Raw genomic sequence first — 20,164 nt, 5'->3', positions numbered from 1 at the left:
AAGAGGTCGGCACAGGCCAGTGATGTTCCGACAGCCATGAGGTCCCTGTGGGAGCGGGCGTGCCCGCGAAAGGGCCGGTACAGGCAGTGCAAAATCAACTGGCCAACGGATCCTTCCCGGTTATCGTCACCCCCCGCGTCGCCGCCTCGGCACTGGCCTTCAACGCCTCCAGTTCCGCAGCACTGCGCTCGATGTCCGAACGCAAGCGGTGATACTCCTGCCGATGCCGCTGCCACCAGGCCTTGGTCGCACAATGCCCGCTGAAGCCCCGAGCCAGTGCCAGGCCGCCAACTGCGATCTGCAACAACCCGACCAGGCCGCCGTGGCGCAGCCCCTTGCTGACCATCAACGCGCCGCCAGCCAGCGAGCTGGCGCGCTCCAGGCCATGAACGTTCTTGTCTTGCGATGTCGCTGCCGAATGGATATCAAGCATGGCAAGGTCTCCGTCTGAAGTGTATGCAGGTGACCTGTTGGCCGCCGCCATCGTTCAGTCGGCTATTTGAACCTGGGCCCCGAACGGGTATTCAGCCCCTTGGCCATGCGGTCATACAGGACCACATTCACCGTCGCTGCGAGGTTCATGCAGCCCTCGGTCGGAATGTAGATGGTCTCTTCGCACCATGCCCGCACATCGGCACTGAGGCTGCCGTCTTCCGGCCCGAAGATGTAGATGGCCCGGTCCGGGTGGGTGTATTCCGGCAATGGCCGCGCGCCCTCCACCAACTCCACGGCCACCGGCGTGCAGCCCAGCGGGATGATGCGCTGCAGGTCATCGATGCCGATCAGCGGGATGTCGTAGTGCACGCGCTTGGTGTCGGTGACGAAGTCACGCGCACGCTCGTAGCGTTTGCCGGTGTAGAACACCGAATTGACACCGTAGCAACCCGCGGCGCGCATCACCGAGCCGACGTTTTCTGCCGACTTGGGGTTGAACAGGCCAATGCAGCTGTATCGTTTGTTTGCCACGTACCGGGGCCCTTCGCGAAAAAAAGCGCGATTATACGGGCTGCCCGGTAGCAGCGGGGTGGTGAATCGATGGTCAGTCTTTCTTCAGCATGCCCGCCAGCCCGGCGAACGGGTTGTGGGTGGCCTTGGCGATGCTCGGGGTGCTGGTGGAGCCTTCGCTGAAGTACTGCTGGTCGGTATAGCGCGAGTGCTCGTTGTCGTGGCAGTACAGGCACAGCAACTCCCAGTTGGAGCCGTCCTGCGGGTTGTTGTCGTGGTTGTGGTCGCGGTGGTGCACGGTCAGCTCGCTCAGGCGCTTGCCGGAGAACTCGCGGGCGCAGCGGCCGCAGACGTGCGGGTACATTTTCAGGGCCTTGTCGCGGTAGCCCATTTCCTTGTCGCGCTTGGCATCGGCCAGGATGCGGTCCAGGCGCGCGGTGGCGGCGGCGGAAGAGGTGGAGCTCATGGTGTTTCCTTTGTTCTGATCAGGCAAATGACGGTTATGCACTGAGTCTAGCGCGCTTGCGGGGCAGGCGGACAGGCGAAAGCTTTGATTTAGGCGTAGCCTGTAGGAAGGTTCCCGACAGGAGGTTGCTGATGTTTCGCGCGATCCTCGTTGTGCTGTTGTTGGCCGGCCTGCCCATGGCCGAAGCTGCCAGCACGCCACCCCGGTTGAGCACGCCGGTGCCCGGTGCACCGGGTACGCCTACGCCTACGCCATATCCGCAGATTACCCCGAGTACGCCGCCCAAGGCCTATGACAGCCAGCCGGGGGCGCCACTGTTACCGCCGATGCCGGTGCCCGGGCCACCGAAGGACCAGCCATTGCCGGGGTTGCGCCAAGACCCGCCGAAGCCGGCGGTGCAGGATGATTGACTGAGAGGGGTGTGTTGGCTGTGCGATCCTGGGGCTGCTTTGCAGCCCATCGCGACACAAGGCCGCTCCCACAGGGATCGCGCAGGATTCAGGGCATGCGCGATCCCTGTGGGAGCGGCCTTGTGTCGCGAAAGGGGCGCAAAGCGCCCCCAGCTTTCTCAAACGATACCTAGCTCGCCGAACACGAACGCGTACTCTAGGGCCACATCCTTGAGCCCCTGATACCGCCCGCTCATCCCGCCATGCCCAGCCCCCATCTCGGTCTTGAGCAGCAGCAGGTTGTCGTCGGTCTTGCGCGTGCGCAGCCGCGCCACCCACTTGGCCGCTTCCCAGTACTGCACGCGGCTGTCGTTGTAGCCCGCCACCACCAGCATCGCCGGGTAGGCCTGTTCCTTCACGTTCTCGTACGGTGCATAGGCCTTGATCCGCTCATACACCTCCGGCTCCTCAGGGTTGCCCCATTCGTCGTACTCGGTCACGGTCAGCGGCAGCTCGGGGTCGAGCATGGTGTTGAGCACGTCGACGAACGGCACTTCGGCAATCGCACAGCGGAACAGCTCGGGGCGCAGGTTGAGCACCGCGCCCATCAGCAGGCCACCGGCGCTGCCGCCACTGATGGCCAGGCGGTCGGCAGCCGTAACACCCTCGGCGATCAGGTGCTCGGCACAGGCGATGAAGTCGCTGAAGGTGTTGTGCTTGTGCTCCTGCTTGCCGGCGCGGTACCAGGCTTCGCCCAGTTCGCCACCACCACGCACATGGGCGATGGCAAAGGCCACGCCGCGCTCCAGCAGGCTCAGGCGCGCGTGCGAGAACCACGGGTCGAGGCTTTCGCCATAGGCGCCGTAGCCATACAGGTACAGCGGCACGGTCCGGCCCAGGTCCTGGCGGCGGCGCACCAGGCTGATCGGCACCCGGGTGCCGTCCGCTGCGGTAGCCCAAAGGCGCTCGCTGACATAGTCGTCGGCATCGAACGGCCCCAGCACCGGGGTTTGCTTGAGCACCGCCTGGGCACCGCTGGCCAGCTCCAGCTGGCGTACCTGGGCCGGGCGGTTGAGTGCTTCGTAGCGCAGGCGCAAGCGTGGGCTGGCGAATTCCAGGCTGTCCTGCACGTACAGGCTGTAGGCCGCGTCGGGCAGTTCGACGCGGTAGGGGGCCAGGCCCTGCGGGCGTACCTCGATGATCGGCAGGCCGCCTTCGCGCAGGCTCAGGGTCAGCCCGCCGGCATTCAGGCTGAGGCCTTCGAGCATGATCGCGTCGCGGTGCGCTACCAGTACCTGCCATTGCTCACGGCTGGGCACTGGTGCGACCGGGGCGTGGTACAGGGCGAAGTTGATGCCGTCCTGGTTGGTGCGGATGAACCAGCGCCACTGGCCGTCGAGCTGGCCGTGGTCGGGGAAGTACTCGTGGCCTTCGACCCGTGGCGCCAGGCAGGTGAACGGAGCCTGCGGTGTCTCTGCATCCAGCACCCAGGCTTCGCTGGTGGTCTTGCTGTTGAGCAGCAGCACCAGCTGGCGTTCGGAGCTGGTGCGGTAGCAGTGCAGGAAGAAGCGCCCGTCGGGCTCCTCGAACACGGTCTGCGCGCCGTCGTTGCCCAGGGTGTGGCGACGCAGGCGCCACGGGCGGTGGGTGTCGTCCAGTTCGGCGAAGAACAGCGTCTGGCTGTCGTTGGCCCAGGTCAGGCTGCCGTCGCAGTCGTCGAAGGGCAGGGTAGTGACGCTGCCACTGGCCAGGTCCTTCACGTACAGGGTGAAGATTTCGTCGCCACTGGTGTCCAGGCTGTAGGCCAGCAGGCGGTGGTCGGGGCTGACGTTGAACGCGCCGAGGGACAGGAAACCGCCATTGGCCAGGGCGTTGGGGTCGAGCAGCAGTTGCTCCTGGCTTTCATCGACCGTGTTGGAGTCGTCGGCCGGGCGCGGGCAGCGGTAGTGACGCGGGTACTCGTCGCCCGCGGTGGTGCGGGTGTAGTACAGGTAGGGGCCCCAGGGCGCTGGCAGCGACAGGTCGGTTTCCAGGATGCGGCCCTTGATCTCTTCGAACAGTTGTTCGCGCAGCGGCGCCTGGTCGGCCAGGCAGGCTTCCTGGTAGGCGTTCTCGGCTTGCAGGTAGGCAAGCACCTCGGGGGTGTCACGCTGTTGCAGCCAGGCGTACGGGTCGGCGGCCTGGGCCTGGCGGGCAATCGGGGGTTGGGGCTTGGTTGGCATTGAGGATCTCTTGATTGGGGGTGCCTGTACCGGCCTCTTCGCGGGCAGCCCGCGAAGAGGCCGGTACAGGCAAACACTGTCTGCGCCCGGAAAAGTGTTTATCATAGGCATCTCTTTGCCTGGCTTGCACGAACACCATGACCGAGAACGACTACACCCTCGCCTGGGGCCTTTACGCCGTTGCCGCCCTGGGCTGCCTGATGGTGGGCTTCAAGCTCACCGGCTGGATGTGGCGCTGGCTGCGCGAACCGCTGCGGGTGGTGCTGGCGGTGCTGCTGCTGACCCCGACCATCGTCGACCCGGTCAAGGACAGCTTCGCCCCGGCGATTGCCATCACCGCCCTCGACGTCGCCTTCAAGGTCGGCAACAACGCCTGGCGCGCGGTTTCCGACTTCGCCATGTACGGCATGGGCGCGTTTTCCCTGTATTTCCTCTTCGTGCTGCTGCGCTTTCCGCTGGAGAAACGCGCCCGCGAGCGCCGCGCGCAGGCCGAGGCCGCTGCCCAGCGCCAGGCTGCCGAAGATGACCAGCTCGGCGCCCAGGCCCCGCTGGCAGCAGAGCGCCGCGACCGTTACCGTGATGCGCCACCCCCTGTCGCCCCAGCCGTCTCCCGCGGCAGCGGCCGGGTCGAGCCCCGTCTGTAAGCGGAGACACGCCTATGTGCGAACTGCTGGGCATGAGTGCCAACGTCCCCACCGATATCGTCTTCAGCTTCACCGGCCTGATGCAGCGCGGCGGTCGTACCGGCCCGCACCGTGACGGCTGGGGCATCGGCTTCTACGAAGGCCGTGGCCTGCGCCTTTTCCAGGACCCGGCTGCCAGCAGCGAGTCGGAAGTGGCCAACCTGGTGCAGCGTTACCCGATCAAGAGCGAAGTGGTCATTGGCCACATACGCCAGGCCAACGTCGGCAAGGTATGCCTGTCCAACACCCACCCGTTCGTGCGAGAGATGTGGGGCCGCAACTGGTGCTTCGCGCACAATGGCCAGCTGGGCGACTTCAAGGGCCAGGCCAGTTTCTACCGGCCGGTGGGCGACACCGACAGCGAGGCGGCCTTCTGCGACCTGCTCAACCGCATCCGCAGCGCCTTCCCCGAGCCCGTTCCGGTGGAACAGCTGCTGCCGGTGCTGGTCGAAGCCTGTGCCGGCTACCGCGGCCAGGGCGTGTTCAACTGCATGCTCAGCGACGGCGACTGGCTGTTCTGCTTCTGTTCGACCAAGCTGGTGCACATTACCCGGCGTGCACCCTTTGGTGCGGCACGGTTGAAGGATGTCGACCTGATCGTCGATTTTCACACCGAAACCACCCCAAACGACGTGGTCACGGTGATCGCCACCGAGGCCTTGACCGAGAACGAGACCTGGCAGCGCTACGAGCCGGGTCAGTGGGCCCTGTGGCGGCACGGCGAGTGCGTGGCGCACGGCCAGAGCTAAGGACGCGGCATGTTCAGAAGTTACCTGCGGTTGCTGCTGTTCACCTTCGGCCTGCTGGCCGGTATCCAGGTCCCGGGGCTGGTGAAGGACTACAGCCAGCGGGTCGAGGCGCACCTGTTCGAATCACGCGAGGCGCTCGACGGCTTCCGGCAGACCGCCGAACGCTTCTTCAATGGTGACCTGCAGGCGCTGCTGCGACATTACCGCAGCAGCGACGACCCAGTGTTCAACAGTGATGCCAACAGCATCGAAAGCCTGATGATCCGCAACGAACTGCTGGAAAACGAATGGCAGGCGCTGCAAGCGCCATGGGCGCAACGTACCTGGCACGTGCTGGTGCAGGCCGACCCGCAGTTGCGTGAAGAAACCCTCAATGGCTACAGCTACCAGATCCTGCTGGTGCCCGAGGCGGTTGGCTGGGGCCTTGGTGCAGGGTTTGTGCTGGCCTTCGTGATCGAGAGCCTGTTGCTGGCGATTGGCTGGGTGATCCTGGGCGGGCGGCGTGGGGCGGTGAAAGAGAGCTGGCGCTGATTTTTGCAGTGCCTGTGCCGGCCCTTTCGCGGGTGAACCCGCTCCCACAGGTACTGCGCAGCCCTCAAGACCTGTGGTGACTCTGTGGGAGCGGGTTTACCCGCGAAGAGGCCAGCACAGGCACTGCAAATCTGTCAGACCAACACAATCCGCTGCCCACCCACATCCCGCGCATACCGCTCCAGCACCTGCCGGCAAACCCCGACCACTTCATCCACCAACGCCACCCCGGTCTGCCAGGCCACTACCAGCTCCAGGCTAGGCGGCGGTTGCAGCCCCTGCAGCAATACCAGCTCACCCCGGCTCAACTCGGCATCCACCAGCGCCGGCGGCAACGCACCAATGCCAAAACCGTCACGCAACAGCCGGGTAATCGCCGCCACCGAGTTCACGCAGTTCAGCCGTGGCGTTTCGGCCCCCGCGCCCTGCAGCAGGCTCAGCACTTCCTGGTGCGGCCGCGAGTTCTTCGAGAAGGTAATGATGCGTTCCCGCCCAAGCTCGGCCAGCGAGGCATAGTCGCGGTGCTGGTGCGAGCCGGCGGCCACCACCCAACCCATGGGGTAGCGCGCCAGGTCCAGGCTGCGGATCGATTGCTCGCGCAGCAGGTCGGTCTGCAGGATCACGTCGAGAAAGCCCTTCTGCAATTGCTCGCGAAGGTTCAGCGCAGTGTCGGCCACCAGTTCGATCTCCACCTGCGGGTAACGCTCGGTCAGCTCCGCCACCAGTGCGCTCATCCAGGTGTGGATCACCGTGTCCATCACCCCGATACGGATGCGTCCGACCTTGGCCCGGTCGCTGTCCAGCGACTGCTTCATGGCCTTGGCGTTTTCCAGCATGCGCTCGGCATATTCCAGCACCTTGCCGCCTTCCGGGGTCAGGCTGACGCCACGTGAGTCGCGCAGCAGCAGCTTCACGCCCAGGTCGGCCTCCAACGCGGCGATGCGGCTGGAAACCGAGGCCTGGGTGGTGAACAGCTTTTCCGCGGTCAGGCGGAAGCTCTTGAGCCGGGCGACCCAGACGAAGGTTTCGAGGAAGCGAAGGTTCATGATCAGTTTTTCTTGTTCCAGACCGGCGGTTTTTCTCGTTGGACGCAAATGGCGCGGCCTCTGAACAATGGCAGCCAGGCCGCGACTCATTGTCGCCCATAAAACAATACCAACAAGCCGAGGCAAGCATGAACCCCACCGGCGTGCAGCAGCAGGTCAGTTCCCCATCTTCGTCCGGGCCTTTCGCCTGGTATCGCGACATCGACTCACAGCAGCGCCGCACCTTCTGGAGCTGCAAGATCGGCTATGGCCTGGACGGCATGGACACGCAGATGCTCAGCTTCGTCATCCCCACGCTGATCATGCTGTGGGGCATCACCACCACCGAAGCCGGGTTGATCCACACCAGCACCTTGATCGCCTCGGCTGTGGGTGGCTGGGTGGCCGGCATTCTCTCCGACCGTATTGGCCGCGTGCGCACCCTGCAACTGACGGTGCTGTGGTTTGCCTTCTTCACCTTCCTCTGCGGCTTCGCCCAGAACTACGAACAACTGCTGATCGCCCGTACCCTGATGGGCTTCGGCTTTGGCGGTGAGTGGACCGCCGGCGCGGTGCTGATCGGCGAGGTGATCCGCGCCCAGGACCGTGGCAAGGCAGTGGGCATGGTGCAGTCCGGCTGGGCCCTTGGCTGGGGCCTCACCGCCATCCTCTACGCGCTGCTGTTCTCCTGGCTGCCGGCAGAGCAGGCCTGGCGCGCGCTGTTCCTGCTGGGCCTGGTACCGGCGATCTTCGTGATCTTCGTCCGCCGCCTGGTCAAGGACCCCGAGGTATATCGCGAGGCCAAGGCGGTGGAAAATGCCGAGGCACCTGCGCAGTTCTACGAAATCTTTGCCCCAGGCATGCTCTGGACCACCGTGCGGGCTTCCCTGCTGACCACCGGCGCACTGGGCGGCTACTACGCCATTACCTCGTGGCTGCCGACCTTCCTCAAGAACGAGCGCGGCCTGAGCGTGCTGGGTACCGGTGGCTATCTGGCCATGGTGATCGTCGGCTCCTATGTCGGCTATGTGGTCAGTGCGTACCTGTCCGACCTGCTGGGGCGCAAGAAAAACTTCATCCTGTTCGCCGTGGGCTCGTTCGTCATCGTACTGCTGTACACGCAAATGCAGGTCAGCGACGGCGTGATGCTGTGGCTGGGCTTCCCGCTGGGCTTCTTCGCCTCGGGTATCTTCAGCGGCATGGGCGCGTTTCTCACCGAACTGTTCCCCACGCGTATCCGTGGTTCGGGGCAGGGCTTCTGCTACAACATCGGCAAGGTCATCGCGGCACTGTTCCCGCTGCTGATCGGCGTGCTCGGCCAGAAAGTACCGCTGGGCCTGGGTATCGGCGTGTTCTCCGCCGTGTCCTACGGGGTGGTGATCGTGGCGGCGCTGAGCCTGCCGGAAACCCGCGGCAAACAGCTGCAGGCGCGTTAAGGTAGGCATATGAACAACGACAACGGAGGCCGTGCAGTGGAACGCCTGCTACTCAATTGCGACATGGGCGAGAGTTTCGGCAGCTGGCGCATGGGCCTGGATGCCGAAGTCATGCCTTACATCGATTGCGCCAACATCGCCTGCGGCTACCACGCCGGCGACCCCGGCATCATGCGCCGCACCGTGGCCCTGGCGCTGGAGCACGGCGTGACCATCGGCGCGCACCCGGCCTACCCGGACCTGGTCGGCTTCGGCCGCCGCTCCATGGCCTGCAGCCCGGAGGAAATCCGCGACCTGCTGCATTACCAGATCGGTGCGCTGGACGGCATCTGCAAAGTGTTGGGCGGCCGCGTGGCCTACGTGAAACCCCATGGTGCGCTGTACAACGACATGATGGCCGACCCGCTCAAGCTGCGCACCGTACTGGAGGCTGTGGCGGCCTATGGCGCAGACCTGCCGCTGATGCTGATGGCCACCGCCGACAACCGCGCCGCCCAGGCCCTGGGAGATGAGATTGGCGTGCCGCTGTGGTTCGAAGTATTCGCCGATCGCGCCTACACCGCCAGCGGCCATCTGGTGTCGCGTCGCCTGCCCGGCGCGGTGCACCACGACCCGGCGCTGGTGGTGGAGCAGGCCGTGCGCCTGGCCCGCGGCGATACGCTCGTCGCGGACGATGGCAGTGCACTGAGGCTTGCAGCCAGTACCCTGTGCGTACACGGTGACAACGACAGCTCGGTGGCGGCTGTGCGGCAGATTCGCCAGGCTCTCGATGCCCTGGAGTCGCGATGAAACCCCGTATTGAAGTCGTGGCCATCGACAGCCTGATGGTGCGCCTGTTCGATGGTATCGACGAGGGCAACATGCCGTGGATGCTTGCCGCCAGCCAGCGCTTGCACGCGACGTTCGGCAAGCACTTGCTGGACCTGGTGCCGTCCTACACCACGCTGATGGTGCAGTTCGACCTGCCACCGGGTGAGGCGAGGGCACTGATCATCCGTGCGCTGGAGGGCTTGCAGCCAGACACGGGCAGCGGTGGCCGCCGCCATGAGATCCCGGTGTGGTACGACGCCAGCGTCGGCCCGGAGCTGCCGGTGTTGGCGGCCCGCAGTGGCTTGAGTGAAGCAGAGGTGGTCCGCTTGCACAGCGAGCGCGAGTACCCGGTGTTCGCCCTGGGTTTCGCCCCCGGTTTCGGCTTCATGGGCCTGGTGGACGAACGCCTGGCCAGCCCGCGCCTTAGCACCCCGCGCAAGCGCGTGGCGGCCGGCAGCGTCGGCATTGCCGAGCGCCAGACGGCGGCCTATCCAGCGGTATCGCCGGGTGGCTGGAACCTGATCGGGCGTACCCCGGTGCGCCTGTTCGACCATGAACGCCAGGGCTACAGCCTGTTGCAACCCGGTGACCGGGTGCGCTTCGTGCCGGTTTCGCGCAGCGACTTCGTGGCGTTGGGCGGTGATGTGGAGGCACAAGCATGAAGCAGTTGAAGATCGAGGCCAGTACTCCGCTGTGCCAATTACAGGATGCTGGGCGTTTTGGCGTACGCCATTTGGGCGTGACCCAGGGCGGGGCGCTGGACTGGGTGGCGATGCACTGGGCCAACTGGCTGCTGGGCAACCCGTTGGCGGCGCCGGTGGTCGAGGTGGCGCTAGGTGGTTTCTGTGTGGTCGCCGAGCAGGATTGTGTGCTGGCCCTGGCCGGTGCCGACCTGGATGCGCGTGTCGATGATCAGCCGCTGGCGCCCTGGCGCAGCTTTGCGTTGGTCAAGGGCCAGCGGTTGACCCTGAAGCAGCCGAAGCAGGGCGTGCGAGCGTATCTGGCGGCGCCTGGCGGGTTCCTCGGCGAGGATGTGCTGGGCAGTTGTGCCACCGTTGTGCGGGAAGAACTTGGCGGTATCGATGGTCAGGGTTCTGCGCTTGGCAAAGGCCAGGTTCTGGCATTCTCAGGCACTTCGCCGACCCTGCGTGAGGTACCCGAAGCGCTGCGGCCACAGTACCCACAAAAGCCTGTACTTGACCTGGTGATCGGCGCACAGATCGGTGACTTCAGCGGTACCAGCCTGTTCGAGGCGTTCAACCGCGAGTGGACGCTGGACAGCCGTGCCGACCGCATGGGCATCCGCCTGCTGGGGCCGCAGCTGGTCTACCAGGGCGCGCCGATGATTTCCGAGGGGATTCCGCTCGGGGCGGTACAGGTACCGCCGGATGGGCAGCCGATCGTGTTGCTCAATGACCGGCAGACCATTGGCGGCTATCCGCGGCTGGGGGCATTGACGCCGTTGGCGCTGGCGCAACTGGCGCAGTGCATGCCGGGGGCGGTGGTGCGGTTCCGGGCGGTGGTGCAGGATGAGGCGTGGCGGGAGCAGCAGGCTTACCTGGACCGTTGGCGATAAGGCAGCCGGCCTCTTCGCGGGTTTACCCGCGAAAGAGCCGGCACTGGCAAAATCACTTGGACAGGTAACGCATCCCTTCCTCCAACCCCTGCAAGGTCAGCGGGTACATCTTGTCTTCGATCAAGTCCCGCACCAGGTGGGTCGATGCGGTGTAGTCCCAGGCCTGCTTCGGGTACGGGTTGATCCAGATGATCTTCCTGAATTTCTCCATGAAACGCTGCATCCACACATAACCGGCTTCTTCGTTCCAGTGCTCCACGCTGCCACCCGGCTGGGTAATCTCGTAGGGCGCCATGGCCGCATCGCCAACGAACACAACCTTGTAGTCATCGCCGTACTTGTGCAGCAGGTCGAAGGTGGAATAGCGCTCCGAGGTGCGGCGCAGGTTGTTTTTCCACACCGACTCGTACACGAAGTTGTGGAAGTAGTAGTACTCCAGGTGCTTGAACTCGGTCTTGCACGCCGAGAACAGTTCTTCGCAGACCTTGACGTGGGCGTCCATCGAGCCACCGATGTCGAACAGCAACAGCAGCTTCACCGCGTTGCGCCGCTCGGGGCGCATCTGGATGTTCAGCAGCCCGGCATCCCGCGCGGTGTGGTCGATGGTGCCGTCGATGTCCAGCTCTTCGGCCGCGCCTTCACGGGCGAACTTGCGCAGCCGGCGCAAGGCCAGCTTGATGTTGCGCGTGCCCAGCTCCACCTGGTCGTCCAGGTTCTTGTATTCGCGCTGGTCCCACACCTTCACCGCCTTGCCCTGGCGCTTGCCGGCCTCGCCCACGCGGATGCCCTCGGGGTTGAAGCCACCGGAGCCGAACGGGCTGGTGCCGCCGGTGCCGATCCACTTGTTGCCGCCGGCGTGACGCTCCTTCTGCTCTTCGAGGCGCTTCTTGAACTCCTCGATCAGCTTGTCCAGGCCACCCAGCGACTGGATCTGCGCGCGTTCCTCGTCGGTCAGCGAACGCTCGAATTCCTTGCGCAGCCAGTCTTCAGGGATCAACGCTTCGATGTGCCGGTCGAGGTTCTCCAGGCCCTTGAAGTAGGCGGCGAAGGCGCGGTCGAACTTGTCGAAGTGGCGCTCGTCCTTCACCAGGATGGCGCGGGCGAGGTAGTAGAACTCGTCCATGTCGGCGAACACCACGCGCTTTTGCAGGGCCTGGTGCAGGTCGAGCAGTTCGCGTACCGACACCGGCACCTTGGCCGCGCGCATTTCATTGAACAGGTTGAGCAGCATGGCCCGGCTCCCGTCAGCGGTTGCCGCGCCGGCTCATGAAGGCCAGGCGCTCGAGCAGTTGTACGTCCTGCTCGTTCTTCACCAGCGCGCCGGCCAGCGGTGGAATGGCCTTGGTCGGGTCGCGTTCGCGCAGCACCGCTTCACCGATGTTGTCGGCCATCAGCAGCTTGAGCCAATCGACCAGTTCGGAGGTGGACGGCTTTTTCTTCAGGCCTGGTACCTTGCGCACGTCGAAGAACACGTCCAGCGCCTCGCTGACCAGCGACTGGCTGATGTTCGGGTAGTGCACGTCGACGATCTGCTGCAGGGTGGCGCGGTCGGGGAAGGCGATGTAGTGGAAGAAGCAGCGGCGCAGGAATGCGTCCGGCAGTTCCTTTTCGTTGTTGGAGGTGATGATGATGATCGGGCGCTGTCTGGCCTTGATGGTCTCGTCGATTTCGTAGACGTAGAACTCCATCTTGTCGAGTTCTTGCAGCAGGTCGTTGGGGAACTCGATGTCGGCCTTGTCGATTTCGTCGATCAGCAGAATGACCCGTTCCTCGGCCTCGAAGGCCTCCCACAGCTTGCCCTTTTTCAGGTAATTGCGCACATCGTGGACCTTGTCCACGCCCAGCTGCGAGTCACGCAGGCGGCTGACCGCGTCGTACTCGTAGAGGCCCTGGTGGGCCTTGGTGGTGGACTTGATGTGCCAGGTGATCAGGCGCGCACCGAACGAGGCCGCCAACTGCTCGGCAAGCATGGTCTTGCCGGTGCCGGGTTCGCCCTTGACCAGCAAGGGGCGTTCGAGGGTGATGGCCGCGTTTACCGCCAGTTTCAGGTCGTCTGTGGCGACGTAGTCGCGGGTGCCTTCGAACTTCATGGGTCTGTCCTCTGAGGGTAGCTTGCTCTGGCCCTATCGCCGGCAAGCCAGCTCCCACAGGTACAGCACAGGTCTTGAGAACTGTGGGGATCCTGTGGGAGCTGGCTTGCCGGCGATAGGGCCGGAACAGGCAGCACATATTTTGATTTGTCACCGACTATAACGCGGGGTTCGCCGACTGGAAACGCAGACCAGGTATTCAGTCCCTGAATGCCCCGTCACTCGATCCTAGTCGGAATCCGGCGCATCACGCTCATACCGCGCATTGAACGCCTCGATGAACCCGTTGCGCAGTATCTGCAGAAACGCCTCGAAGGCGCTGATATCCTGTTTGTGCACGCTGCCGCTGAGCTCTACCCGGGTCGCGAACTGGTTCTTCGGCTGGTTCTTCAATACTGTCTCGGTTGCACCTACCAGCGCTTCCCAGACCGAGCGGAAGAAGCCTTTGTCCTTCTCCTGCACATCCTGCTGCCAGTCGAACACATCCACATCCCGCAACAGTGGCTTGATATACCCGTTCAATCGCCCGTTGGTCGCCTCGGCCTCTATCACCACATCGCCGTGCCCGGCATTGAAATCGAACTTGCCGTAGGCGCTGGCGAAGTCATTGAGCTTGCGCAGCTCGATACCCGTGGCGCGCAGGCGGAACTCGAAGTCGTCGAAATCGCTGAACGGGTCGAAGGTGGCGCGACTTTCCACCTTGGCATCGCCTACGATCAGCGCCGTGCCATCGAAGCTGGCATCACGTCGGCCCTTTTCGTCACGAATGTTGGTGAGGTTGCGAATACTGGCATCGAGCTGAGTGGCCTTGAGGTTGACTGGTGGTTTGGAGTTGAAGTTGCGGAAAGTCAGCACGCCGTTGTCGATGCGAACCTCGTTCAGGGTGATCGGCAGCAGTTTTTCCAGTTGCTGGCGCCAGTCGGTGCCCTGACCGGTCTGCGAGTTCTGTTTGTTGCCGCCATCGACGAAGTTGAGTTCCGGCCGGTCGAATATTACTTCGGCAACCACTGCGCGGTCGTACCAAAGGGCGTGCCAGCTCACCGACAGGTCGATCAGCGGTGCATCGAGAAACGGTACCGGCACCTTGCCGGTGGTCTTGACGATCTTCAGCCCGTTGATCTGGTATGCACCGCGCCACCAGGCCAGGTCCACATCGGCCACCTGGCCACGGTAGTCGCCCATGTCGGCCAGTTTGTCATTGAGGTAGTCGCGCACCAGATAGGGCAGGGCCAGGTGCAGCGCCAGCAACAGCACGATCAGGCTGGCCAGGCCGATCAACGGCCAGCGATAACGGGCTCTCATCGAAGTGTCTCCAACGCAGGATATGCGGTTGACCGCAACGAGTCCGCGTGAGTTCGAACAGGCTTTACGGGCCACCGGTGCGGGCTTACCCTTGAGGTCTTTCCCTGCTTTTTTTCATGCCAAGGACCCCTGCCATGAGCCGTATCTTTGCAGACAACGCCCACTCCATCGGTAACACGCCGCTGGTGCAGATCAACCGCATTGCCCCGCGCGGCGTGACCATCCTGGCCAAGATCGAAGGGCGTAACCCGGGCTATTCGGTCAAATGCCGCATCGGCGCGAACATGGTCTGGGACGCCGAAAGCAGCGGCAAGCTCAAGCCGGGCATGACCATCGTCGAACCGACCTCGGGCAACACCGGCATCGGCCTGGCCTTCGTCGCCGCAGCCCGTGGCTACAAACTGATGCTGACCATGCCCGCATCCATGAGCCTGGAGCGCCGCAAGGTGCTGAAGGCTCTGGGCGCCGAGCTGGTGCTGACCGACCCGGCCAAGGGCATGAAGGGCGCCATCGAGAAGGCCAATGAAATCGTCGCCTCCGACCCGGCCCAGTACTTCCTGCCGGGCCAGTTCGAAAACCCGGCCAACCCGGCGATCCACGAAAAAACCACCGGCCCGGAAATCTGGAACGACACCGACGGCGCGGTCGACGTGCTGGTGGCAGGGGTCGGCACCGGCGGTACCATCACCGGTGTTTCGCGCTACATCAAGCATACGCAGGGCAAGGCGATCCTGTCGGTGGCGGTGGAGCCAGTGGCCTCGCCGCTGATCAGCCAGACCCTGGCCGGCGAAGAGCTCAAGCCCAGCCCGCACAAGATCCAGGGCATCGGCGCCGGCTTCGTACCGAAAAACCTCGACCTGTCGATCGTCGACCAGGTGGAAACGGTGACCGACGAAGAGTCCAAGGCCATGGCCATCCGCCTGATGCAGGAAGAGGGCATCCTCTGTGGCATTTCCTGTGGTGCGGCGATGGCGGCGGCCGTGCGCCTGGCCGAAAAGCCGGAAATGCAGGGTAAGACCATCGTCGTAATTTTGCCGGACTCCGGCGAGCGCTACCTGTCGAGCATGCTGTTCAGCGACATGTTCAGCGAGCAGGAAAACCAGCAGTAATGGCCTTGCCGCTGATCCGGCGCAACGTTTGGCGGCTTGGTTTATTGCAAAATCTTCATGATTGAGTTGCCGCCCAGGCTGTTTTTACCCCGGCGGCATCGGTTTATGATGGCAGGATGATTTATCGGAGAGCAGGGCGAATGGCCCTGTTTCTTCCTCAAGGAGTGAAAGCATGACCTTTTCCTTTGCAGCCAAGGCGGGTGTCTTGCTGGTGTTTTTTGGCAGCGTGCTGTTCGTGCACCTGCGCGGCAAGGCTCGCTTGCCGGTGTTGCGCCAGTTCGTCAACCATTCGGCGCTGTTCGCCCCTTATAACAGCCTGATGTACCTGTTTTCCGGCGTACCGTCCAAACCCTACCTGGACCGTCAGCGCTTCCCCGAACTGGACGTGCTGAAGGACAACTGGCAGGAAATCCGCGAAGAGGCCATGCGCCTGTTCGACGAGGGTTACATCCGCGCCGCGGAGAAGGATAACGACGCCGGCTTCGGTTCGTTCTTCAAGAAAGGCTGGAAGCGCTTTTACCTGAAGTGGTACGACAAACCGTTGCCTTCTGCCGAAACCCTGTGCCCGCGCACCGTCGAGCTGGTCAGCAGCATCCCCAACGTCAAGGGTGCGATGTTCGCCCTGCTGCCCGGCGGCAGCCACCTGAACCCGCACCGCGACCCGTTCGCCGGCTCCCTGCGCTACCACCTGGGCCTGTCCACCCCCAACTCCGATGCTTGCCGCATCTACGTCGATGGCGAGGAATATGCCTGGCGTGACGGTGAGGATGTGATGTTCGATGAAACCTACGTGCACTGGGTCAAGAACGAGACCGACGTTACCCGGGTGATCCTGTTCTGCGACATCGAACGCCCGCTGAGCAGCCCGCTGATGACTCGCATCAACCGCAAGGTCAGCGCCTTCCTCGGCCGTGCCACCGCGCCGCAGAACACTGATGACGAGCGCGTTGGCGGGATCAACCAGGCCTACGCCTGGAGCAAGCGCTTCAGCAACCGGATCAGTAGCCAGGTCAAGCAGTTCAAGCGCGCCAACCCCAAGGCCTACCGCGTGCTGCGGCCGGTGCTGGCGGCGGTGGTGGTGTACCTGTTGTATCACTGGCTGTTCTGATTTCTGCCTGTTGGGGCTGCCTTGCAGCCCATCGCGACACAAGGCCGCTCCTACAGGTGATCGAGTACTCCTGTAGGAGCGGCCTTGTGTCGCGATAGGGGCGCAAAGCGCCCCCGGCGTCCTCTCAGAAAACCACTCAGGCAAGACCTTCCAGCAAACCGTCCGCTCGCACGATATCGACTATCACCTGTTCATCTACCGCGTACACCCCCCGCGATGCTTTCCACACCAGGTTCTTGTCCTGCAAGGCGATGAGCGCTTGCTGCACCCCCGGTACCTCGGCCTTCACTTCGCTCGCATCCACGCCAGCCTGTTCCATCGCTTTGGCGTACAGTGCCAGGGTCGGGGCCTCGAACGGCGCGTAGTCGTTCCCCTTTGCGCACATGACACGTAGAACCGCAGCCTGGATAGGCGTGAGGCTGTGGATCACCTTTTTCAGGTTTGCGTTCAAGTCATTGGCTTGTGCCTGAACAAGCTCTCTGAAGCGTGCCGGAATGGCCTCGGGTTCAATGCCGAAGTCGAAGCGGATTTCATCCGCGGCCGCACCCAATAGCTCTGGGCGATAGCCGCTTTCCTTGAAGAGCTGAAACACCTCCGTTGAATCGAGTGCGCATGGCAGGTCAATATTGGCGCACAGCCAGTCGATGAAGTCTTGGTCCAGGGTCGGGAACTGCACCATGGAGGCGCCGAAGAACGCCTGGTCCTTGCTGTTGCGCAGCATGGCCAGCTTGTCCCGGTTTGAACCGGTGCAGACGATGCGCAAGCCATGGTGCTTCGAACTGTTGAGTTCGTCTCTGGCTGCCTTGAGGGCGAACAGCGCCGCTATTCCTTGCTCGGTCGTGATTGCATGCTGTGCTTCGTCGATGATCAGCACGATGATCTTGCGGGACTCATCGGAGAGCGCCGCCAGGGCGGTGGTCAGGTCGACATCTTGCCCCAGCCCGATCTTGTCCACGCTGAAATTCAGGCCGCCGACAGTGACCTTCTCCATGCCAGATGACTTTGCCAGCCGCGTGATGAAGCCTTCGTTACGCCCGACCGCATCACGCACCGCTTCTACGATGACTTGCCCGGGATCTTTGGTCAGGTCTTTCCACAGATCGGCATACAGCACAATGGCCCCGGCTGTTTCGAGGGCCGGGCGCAGGTCTTCGCGGGCAAAGGTGGATTTCCCGGTACGTCGTGGCGCAGCGAGAAACACACCAGAGCTTGCTGCGCTGCCCACGGCGACTTGCAGGATCAATTTCGACAGGCGGGACGCAAGCGCCGGACGGTGATAGACAGTTTCAGGCATCTCGGCCCCTCCGTTTCAATTTATAGTCGATTATAGATTGATTATAGAGGCATTATAGATCTGACAGGGGCGGTGTTTATAGGGAATTATAGACAGACTATAGAGCGATTATAGGTCGTGTTTGATGAGGGGGCGCGCAGCCCCCCTTTGCTGCTTCAAGCCGGCTCCAACGCCTCCACCACTTTCCCCCGGCTAAGGTGCACCACCTTGTCCGCCGTATCGAAATACCGGTCATCATGCGAAATCACGATGATGGTCTTGCCCAAACGCTTCAGGTCCGGCAGCAGCTCGGTGTAGAACACCCGGCGGAAGGTCGGGTCCTGGTCCGCCGCCCATTCGTCGAACACCAGCACCGGCCGCCCGTCCAGCCAGGCATTGACCAGTGCCAGGCGCTTGCGCTGGCCGGTCGACAGGTCGGTGGTGGTAAAGGCACCATCGCGCACGCTCACCTTGTGGGCGATTTCCAGCCGCTCGAGGTAGCGCGTGGCATCACTGGGCAGGCTGTGTTCATGCTCGGGCAGGTCGTCGAACAGGTAGTAGTCGGCGAACACCGTGGTGAACAGCTGGCGATAGTCATCCAGCCCCTCCGGGCCGACGGCCTTGCCGTTCAGGCGCACTTCGCCGCGTTGCGGGGTGTACAGGCCCAGCAGCAGCTTGATCAGCGAAGTCTTGCCGCAGCCGTTCTCACCGACGATGAACAGGATCTCGCCCGGTTCGATGCTCAGGTTCACCGGCCCCACGCGGAACGGCTCGTTGCCGTCCACCGGCGGGTAGGCGTACTCGACGTTGTGCAGCTCCAGATGCGCGCTGGCCGGGGCGGCGCGCTTGACCGGCGGCTCCAGCAGCAGGTGCGGCTCGGGCGAGGAGAAGCGCTCGGACAGGTCGGCAATGCGCCGGAACGCCACCTGGGCGCGGCCGAGGATAGGCAGGTTGCCGATCAAGGTTTCCAGCGGGCCTTTCATGTACAGCAGCACCAGCACGAAGCCGCTCATCACCGCCGGGTCGTTGCTCGGCCATAGCGATTGCAGGGCCAGGGTCAGGCCGATGACCACGAAGAACAGCATCGACCCCAGGCTCTTGGCCGCGACGAAGATGTTGATGGAACGGATATGGGTGTTGGCGATGAAGTCGGCGGTGCCCTGGATGTTGCGGGTCAGCATGGCATGGCGGCGGCGGCGGTCGATGCGCAGCTCCTTGGCGCCCTCGGCGATGGCCGAGTAGTGCTTCTGCAGGTTGTCTTCGGCATCGCGGGCGGCGTTGAAGCCGGCCACCCCTTTTTGCCTGGCCACGTACTGAATGCCACTGCCGATGCCGATGGCTGCCAGGGTGATGAGGAATATCGGCCACGACAGCCAGGCCAGGTAGGCCATGCAGCCTGTCACGGTGGTGAGCGAGATGGCCAGCGGGGCGAAGGCGAAGGCAAAGTCGCTGATGGTGTCGACGTCGCGGGTCAGCACCGGGATCAGGCGGTGGGTGCGGTAGCGCTCGATCTGCTCGATCGGCGCCGACAGCACCTTGGCGCCGAGGTCCTTGCGCAGCCTGGCGATGACTTTCTGCCCAACGTAGTTGGTGCCGCTGTCGGCCGCCACGCTGCTGACCAGGGCCAGCACGCACAGGCCGGCGAAGGCCAGGATCACGCCCTGGCTCATGCCGCCAGCGGCATGCAGGCCCTGGTTGACGGTGGCCAGCAGGGCGGTCACGGCCAGTCCGCCGAGCATGCCCAGCAGCACCGAGACGATTACCGCCGGGCGGTAGGGTTTCAGCAGGCCCAGCAATTCGCGGATGGCCCCGGGGGAGGAGGTTTTCATGAAGCGTGATCTCGCTGGTGAGGTGGGGGCGGGGTCAGCTGCCGAGGGTCAGGGAGCCTTTCATCAAGGTGCCGTGGAACGGGAACGAGCAGTAGAAGCTGTACGCGGTACCTGCTTTCAGTGATCGGGTGTCGAGGCTGACGCTGTCTGTTTCACCGCCGCCGATCAGGCGGGTGTGGGCGATCACCCGGGTGTCGCCGGGCTTCACGTAGTCCAGTGCCTCGCCGGCTTTCTGGCCGTCGTCGAGCACGCCTTGCATGTCGGCCTGGGTACTCAGCACCCAGTTGTGGCCCATCACGTTCTTCGGCATGTCGCCAGGGTGGGTGAGCGTGACGGTGAACACGGCGCAGGCCTTGGGCACGGTGATGGCGGCCTTGTCGAAGGTCATCTGGTCGGTGCCATGGATTTCCACGGCGCATGGCTGCGCCGACCAGGCGGCAGGGGCCACGGCGAGCAGGGCGAGGAGCAGAAGCTGGCGAGTCATGTACGGTTCCTGGGCGATAGAAGGGTGCACATCGTTCAGACGAACCGGCGCGCGCCGGCTTTACCTGTGTGTGCGGCCCAGGTGAATTTCCCCATCGCCCGCTCGTTCATTCAGTCAGGTGCCGACATGGCGCACAT

At 63.7% G+C, this 20,164-nt stretch carries 21 protein-coding genes; 10 read left to right on the top strand and 11 right to left on the bottom strand.

Features of this window, described 5'->3' with window-relative positions:
- Positions 1-94 precede the first annotated feature (94 nt).
- The 3 genes from CAG18_RS21655 to CAG18_RS21645 all read right to left on the bottom strand — a co-directional run bounded on the left by CAG18_RS21655 (position 95) and on the right by CAG18_RS21645 (position 1,411).
- The gene (locus CAG18_RS21655) at positions 95-433 is read right to left on the bottom strand and encodes a DUF2892 domain-containing protein (RefSeq protein ID WP_054573763.1); all 339 of its coding nucleotides are present in this window, start codon (positions 431-433) and stop codon (positions 95-97) included.
- Positions 434-495: 62 nt separating this feature from the next.
- Positions 496-966, bottom strand: coding sequence for an RNA methyltransferase (locus tag CAG18_RS21650; RefSeq protein ID WP_015271348.1), 471 nt, complete (start codon positions 964-966; stop codon positions 496-498).
- Positions 967-1,039: 73 nt separating this feature from the next.
- On the bottom strand, positions 1,040-1,411 hold the full coding sequence (locus tag CAG18_RS21645) for a YajD family HNH nuclease (RefSeq protein ID WP_003259546.1): 372 nt from the start codon (positions 1,409-1,411) through the stop codon (positions 1,040-1,042).
- 131 nt (positions 1,412-1,542) lie between these two features.
- Here CAG18_RS21645 and CAG18_RS21640 point away from each other — a divergent pair, with 131 nt between their 5' ends.
- Positions 1,543-1,821 (top strand): hypothetical protein, encoded by a 279-nt coding sequence (locus CAG18_RS21640; protein WP_015271347.1) that lies wholly within the window; start codon positions 1,543-1,545, stop codon positions 1,819-1,821.
- 158 nt (positions 1,822-1,979) lie between these two features.
- Here the strand turns inward: CAG18_RS21640 and CAG18_RS21635 are convergent, their stop codons facing one another.
- On the bottom strand, positions 1,980-4,022 hold the full coding sequence (locus CAG18_RS21635) for a S9 family peptidase (protein WP_085721513.1): 2,043 nt from the start codon (positions 4,020-4,022) through the stop codon (positions 1,980-1,982).
- 137 nt (positions 4,023-4,159) lie between these two features.
- Here CAG18_RS21635 and CAG18_RS21630 point away from each other — a divergent pair, with 137 nt between their 5' ends.
- Genes CAG18_RS21630 through CAG18_RS21620 form a run of 3 tightly spaced genes read left to right on the top strand, consistent with a single transcriptional unit; the run spans position 4,160 to position 5,985 of the window.
- Positions 4,160-4,666, top strand: coding sequence for a hypothetical protein (locus tag CAG18_RS21630; protein ID WP_015271345.1), 507 nt, complete (start codon positions 4,160-4,162; stop codon positions 4,664-4,666).
- Between the two features lie 14 nt (positions 4,667-4,680).
- Positions 4,681-5,454, top strand: a complete 774-nt coding sequence (locus tag CAG18_RS21625; protein WP_013973756.1) for a class II glutamine amidotransferase — start codon at positions 4,681-4,683, stop codon at positions 5,452-5,454.
- A gap of 9 nt (positions 5,455-5,463) precedes the next feature.
- Positions 5,464-5,985 carry a DUF2937 family protein gene (locus tag CAG18_RS21620; protein WP_023661383.1) on the top strand — a complete coding sequence of 174 codons (522 nt, stop codon included), beginning with the start codon at positions 5,464-5,466 and terminating at the stop codon, positions 5,983-5,985.
- Positions 5,986-6,119: 134 nt separating this feature from the next.
- On the opposite strand, the gene CAG18_RS21615 is transcribed toward CAG18_RS21620, so the two are convergent.
- Positions 6,120-7,031 carry a LysR family transcriptional regulator gene (locus CAG18_RS21615; RefSeq protein WP_085721512.1) on the bottom strand — a complete coding sequence of 304 codons (912 nt, stop codon included), beginning with the start codon at positions 7,029-7,031 and terminating at the stop codon, positions 6,120-6,122.
- A 128-nt stretch (positions 7,032-7,159) separates the two neighbouring features.
- Between CAG18_RS21615 and CAG18_RS21610 the strand changes: the two genes are divergently transcribed.
- The 4 genes from CAG18_RS21610 to CAG18_RS21595 are packed head-to-tail and all read left to right on the top strand — an operon-like array spanning position 7,160 to position 10,832.
- Positions 7,160-8,446, top strand: a complete 1,287-nt coding sequence (locus CAG18_RS21610; RefSeq protein WP_013973753.1) for an MFS transporter — start codon at positions 7,160-7,162, stop codon at positions 8,444-8,446.
- A 9-nt stretch (positions 8,447-8,455) separates the two neighbouring features.
- A complete protein-coding gene (locus CAG18_RS21605) occupies positions 8,456-9,235 on the top strand; it encodes a 5-oxoprolinase subunit PxpA (protein ID WP_061304940.1) in 780 nt (259 codons plus the stop codon).
- Positions 9,232-9,918: a 5-oxoprolinase subunit PxpB gene (pxpB, locus tag CAG18_RS21600; RefSeq protein ID WP_085721511.1), complete on the top strand. Its 687-nt coding sequence runs from the start codon at positions 9,232-9,234 to the stop codon at positions 9,916-9,918. The genes CAG18_RS21605 and pxpB overlap by 4 nt, the downstream gene beginning before the upstream one ends.
- Positions 9,915-10,832, top strand: a complete 918-nt coding sequence (locus tag CAG18_RS21595; RefSeq protein ID WP_054573771.1) for a biotin-dependent carboxyltransferase family protein — start codon at positions 9,915-9,917, stop codon at positions 10,830-10,832. Before pxpB ends, CAG18_RS21595 begins: the two co-directional genes overlap by 4 nt.
- A gap of 52 nt (positions 10,833-10,884) precedes the next feature.
- On the opposite strand, the gene CAG18_RS21590 is transcribed toward CAG18_RS21595, so the two are convergent.
- From CAG18_RS21590 to CAG18_RS21580, 3 genes are all read right to left on the bottom strand, one after another.
- Positions 10,885-12,063, bottom strand: a complete 1,179-nt coding sequence (locus CAG18_RS21590; RefSeq protein WP_085721510.1) for a VWA domain-containing protein — start codon at positions 12,061-12,063, stop codon at positions 10,885-10,887.
- Between the two features lie 13 nt (positions 12,064-12,076).
- Complete coding sequence (locus CAG18_RS21585) at positions 12,077-12,922, bottom strand: MoxR family ATPase (protein ID WP_015271339.1); 846 nt, start codon at positions 12,920-12,922, stop codon at positions 12,077-12,079.
- 228 nt (positions 12,923-13,150) lie between these two features.
- Entirely contained in the window at positions 13,151-14,224 is a 1,074-nt protein-coding gene (locus tag CAG18_RS21580) for a DUF748 domain-containing protein (protein ID WP_013973747.1), read from the bottom strand.
- A gap of 134 nt (positions 14,225-14,358) precedes the next feature.
- Here CAG18_RS21580 and cysK point away from each other — a divergent pair, with 134 nt between their 5' ends.
- Together cysK and CAG18_RS21570 are read left to right on the top strand one after the other, a co-directional pair.
- The gene (cysK, locus tag CAG18_RS21575; RefSeq protein ID WP_013973746.1) at positions 14,359-15,333 is read left to right on the top strand and encodes a cysteine synthase A; all 975 of its coding nucleotides are present in this window, start codon (positions 14,359-14,361) and stop codon (positions 15,331-15,333) included.
- A 172-nt stretch (positions 15,334-15,505) separates the two neighbouring features.
- Positions 15,506-16,441, top strand: coding sequence for an aspartyl/asparaginyl beta-hydroxylase domain-containing protein (locus CAG18_RS21570; RefSeq protein WP_013973745.1), 936 nt, complete (start codon positions 15,506-15,508; stop codon positions 16,439-16,441).
- A gap of 136 nt (positions 16,442-16,577) precedes the next feature.
- Here CAG18_RS21570 and CAG18_RS21565 read toward each other — a convergent pair whose 3' ends face one another.
- The 3 genes from CAG18_RS21565 to azu form a co-directional block, all read right to left on the bottom strand.
- Entirely contained in the window at positions 16,578-17,735 is a 1,158-nt protein-coding gene (locus CAG18_RS21565) for an ATPase (protein ID WP_085721509.1), read from the bottom strand.
- A 155-nt stretch (positions 17,736-17,890) separates the two neighbouring features.
- Positions 17,891-19,543: a cyclic peptide export ABC transporter gene (locus CAG18_RS21560; RefSeq protein ID WP_085721508.1), complete on the bottom strand. Its 1,653-nt coding sequence runs from the start codon at positions 19,541-19,543 to the stop codon at positions 17,891-17,893.
- 34 nt (positions 19,544-19,577) lie between these two features.
- Positions 19,578-20,027, bottom strand: coding sequence for an azurin (gene azu / locus CAG18_RS21555; RefSeq protein WP_085721507.1), 450 nt, complete (start codon positions 20,025-20,027; stop codon positions 19,578-19,580).
- Between the last annotated feature and the right edge of the window lie 137 nt (positions 20,028-20,164).

The organism is Pseudomonas sp. B22(2017) (genome assembly GCF_002113105.1).
GTDB classification, from domain to species: Bacteria; Pseudomonadota; Gammaproteobacteria; order Pseudomonadales; family Pseudomonadaceae; genus Aquipseudomonas; species Aquipseudomonas asiatica.
This window is presented reverse-complemented; position numbering and strand designations above follow the sequence as displayed.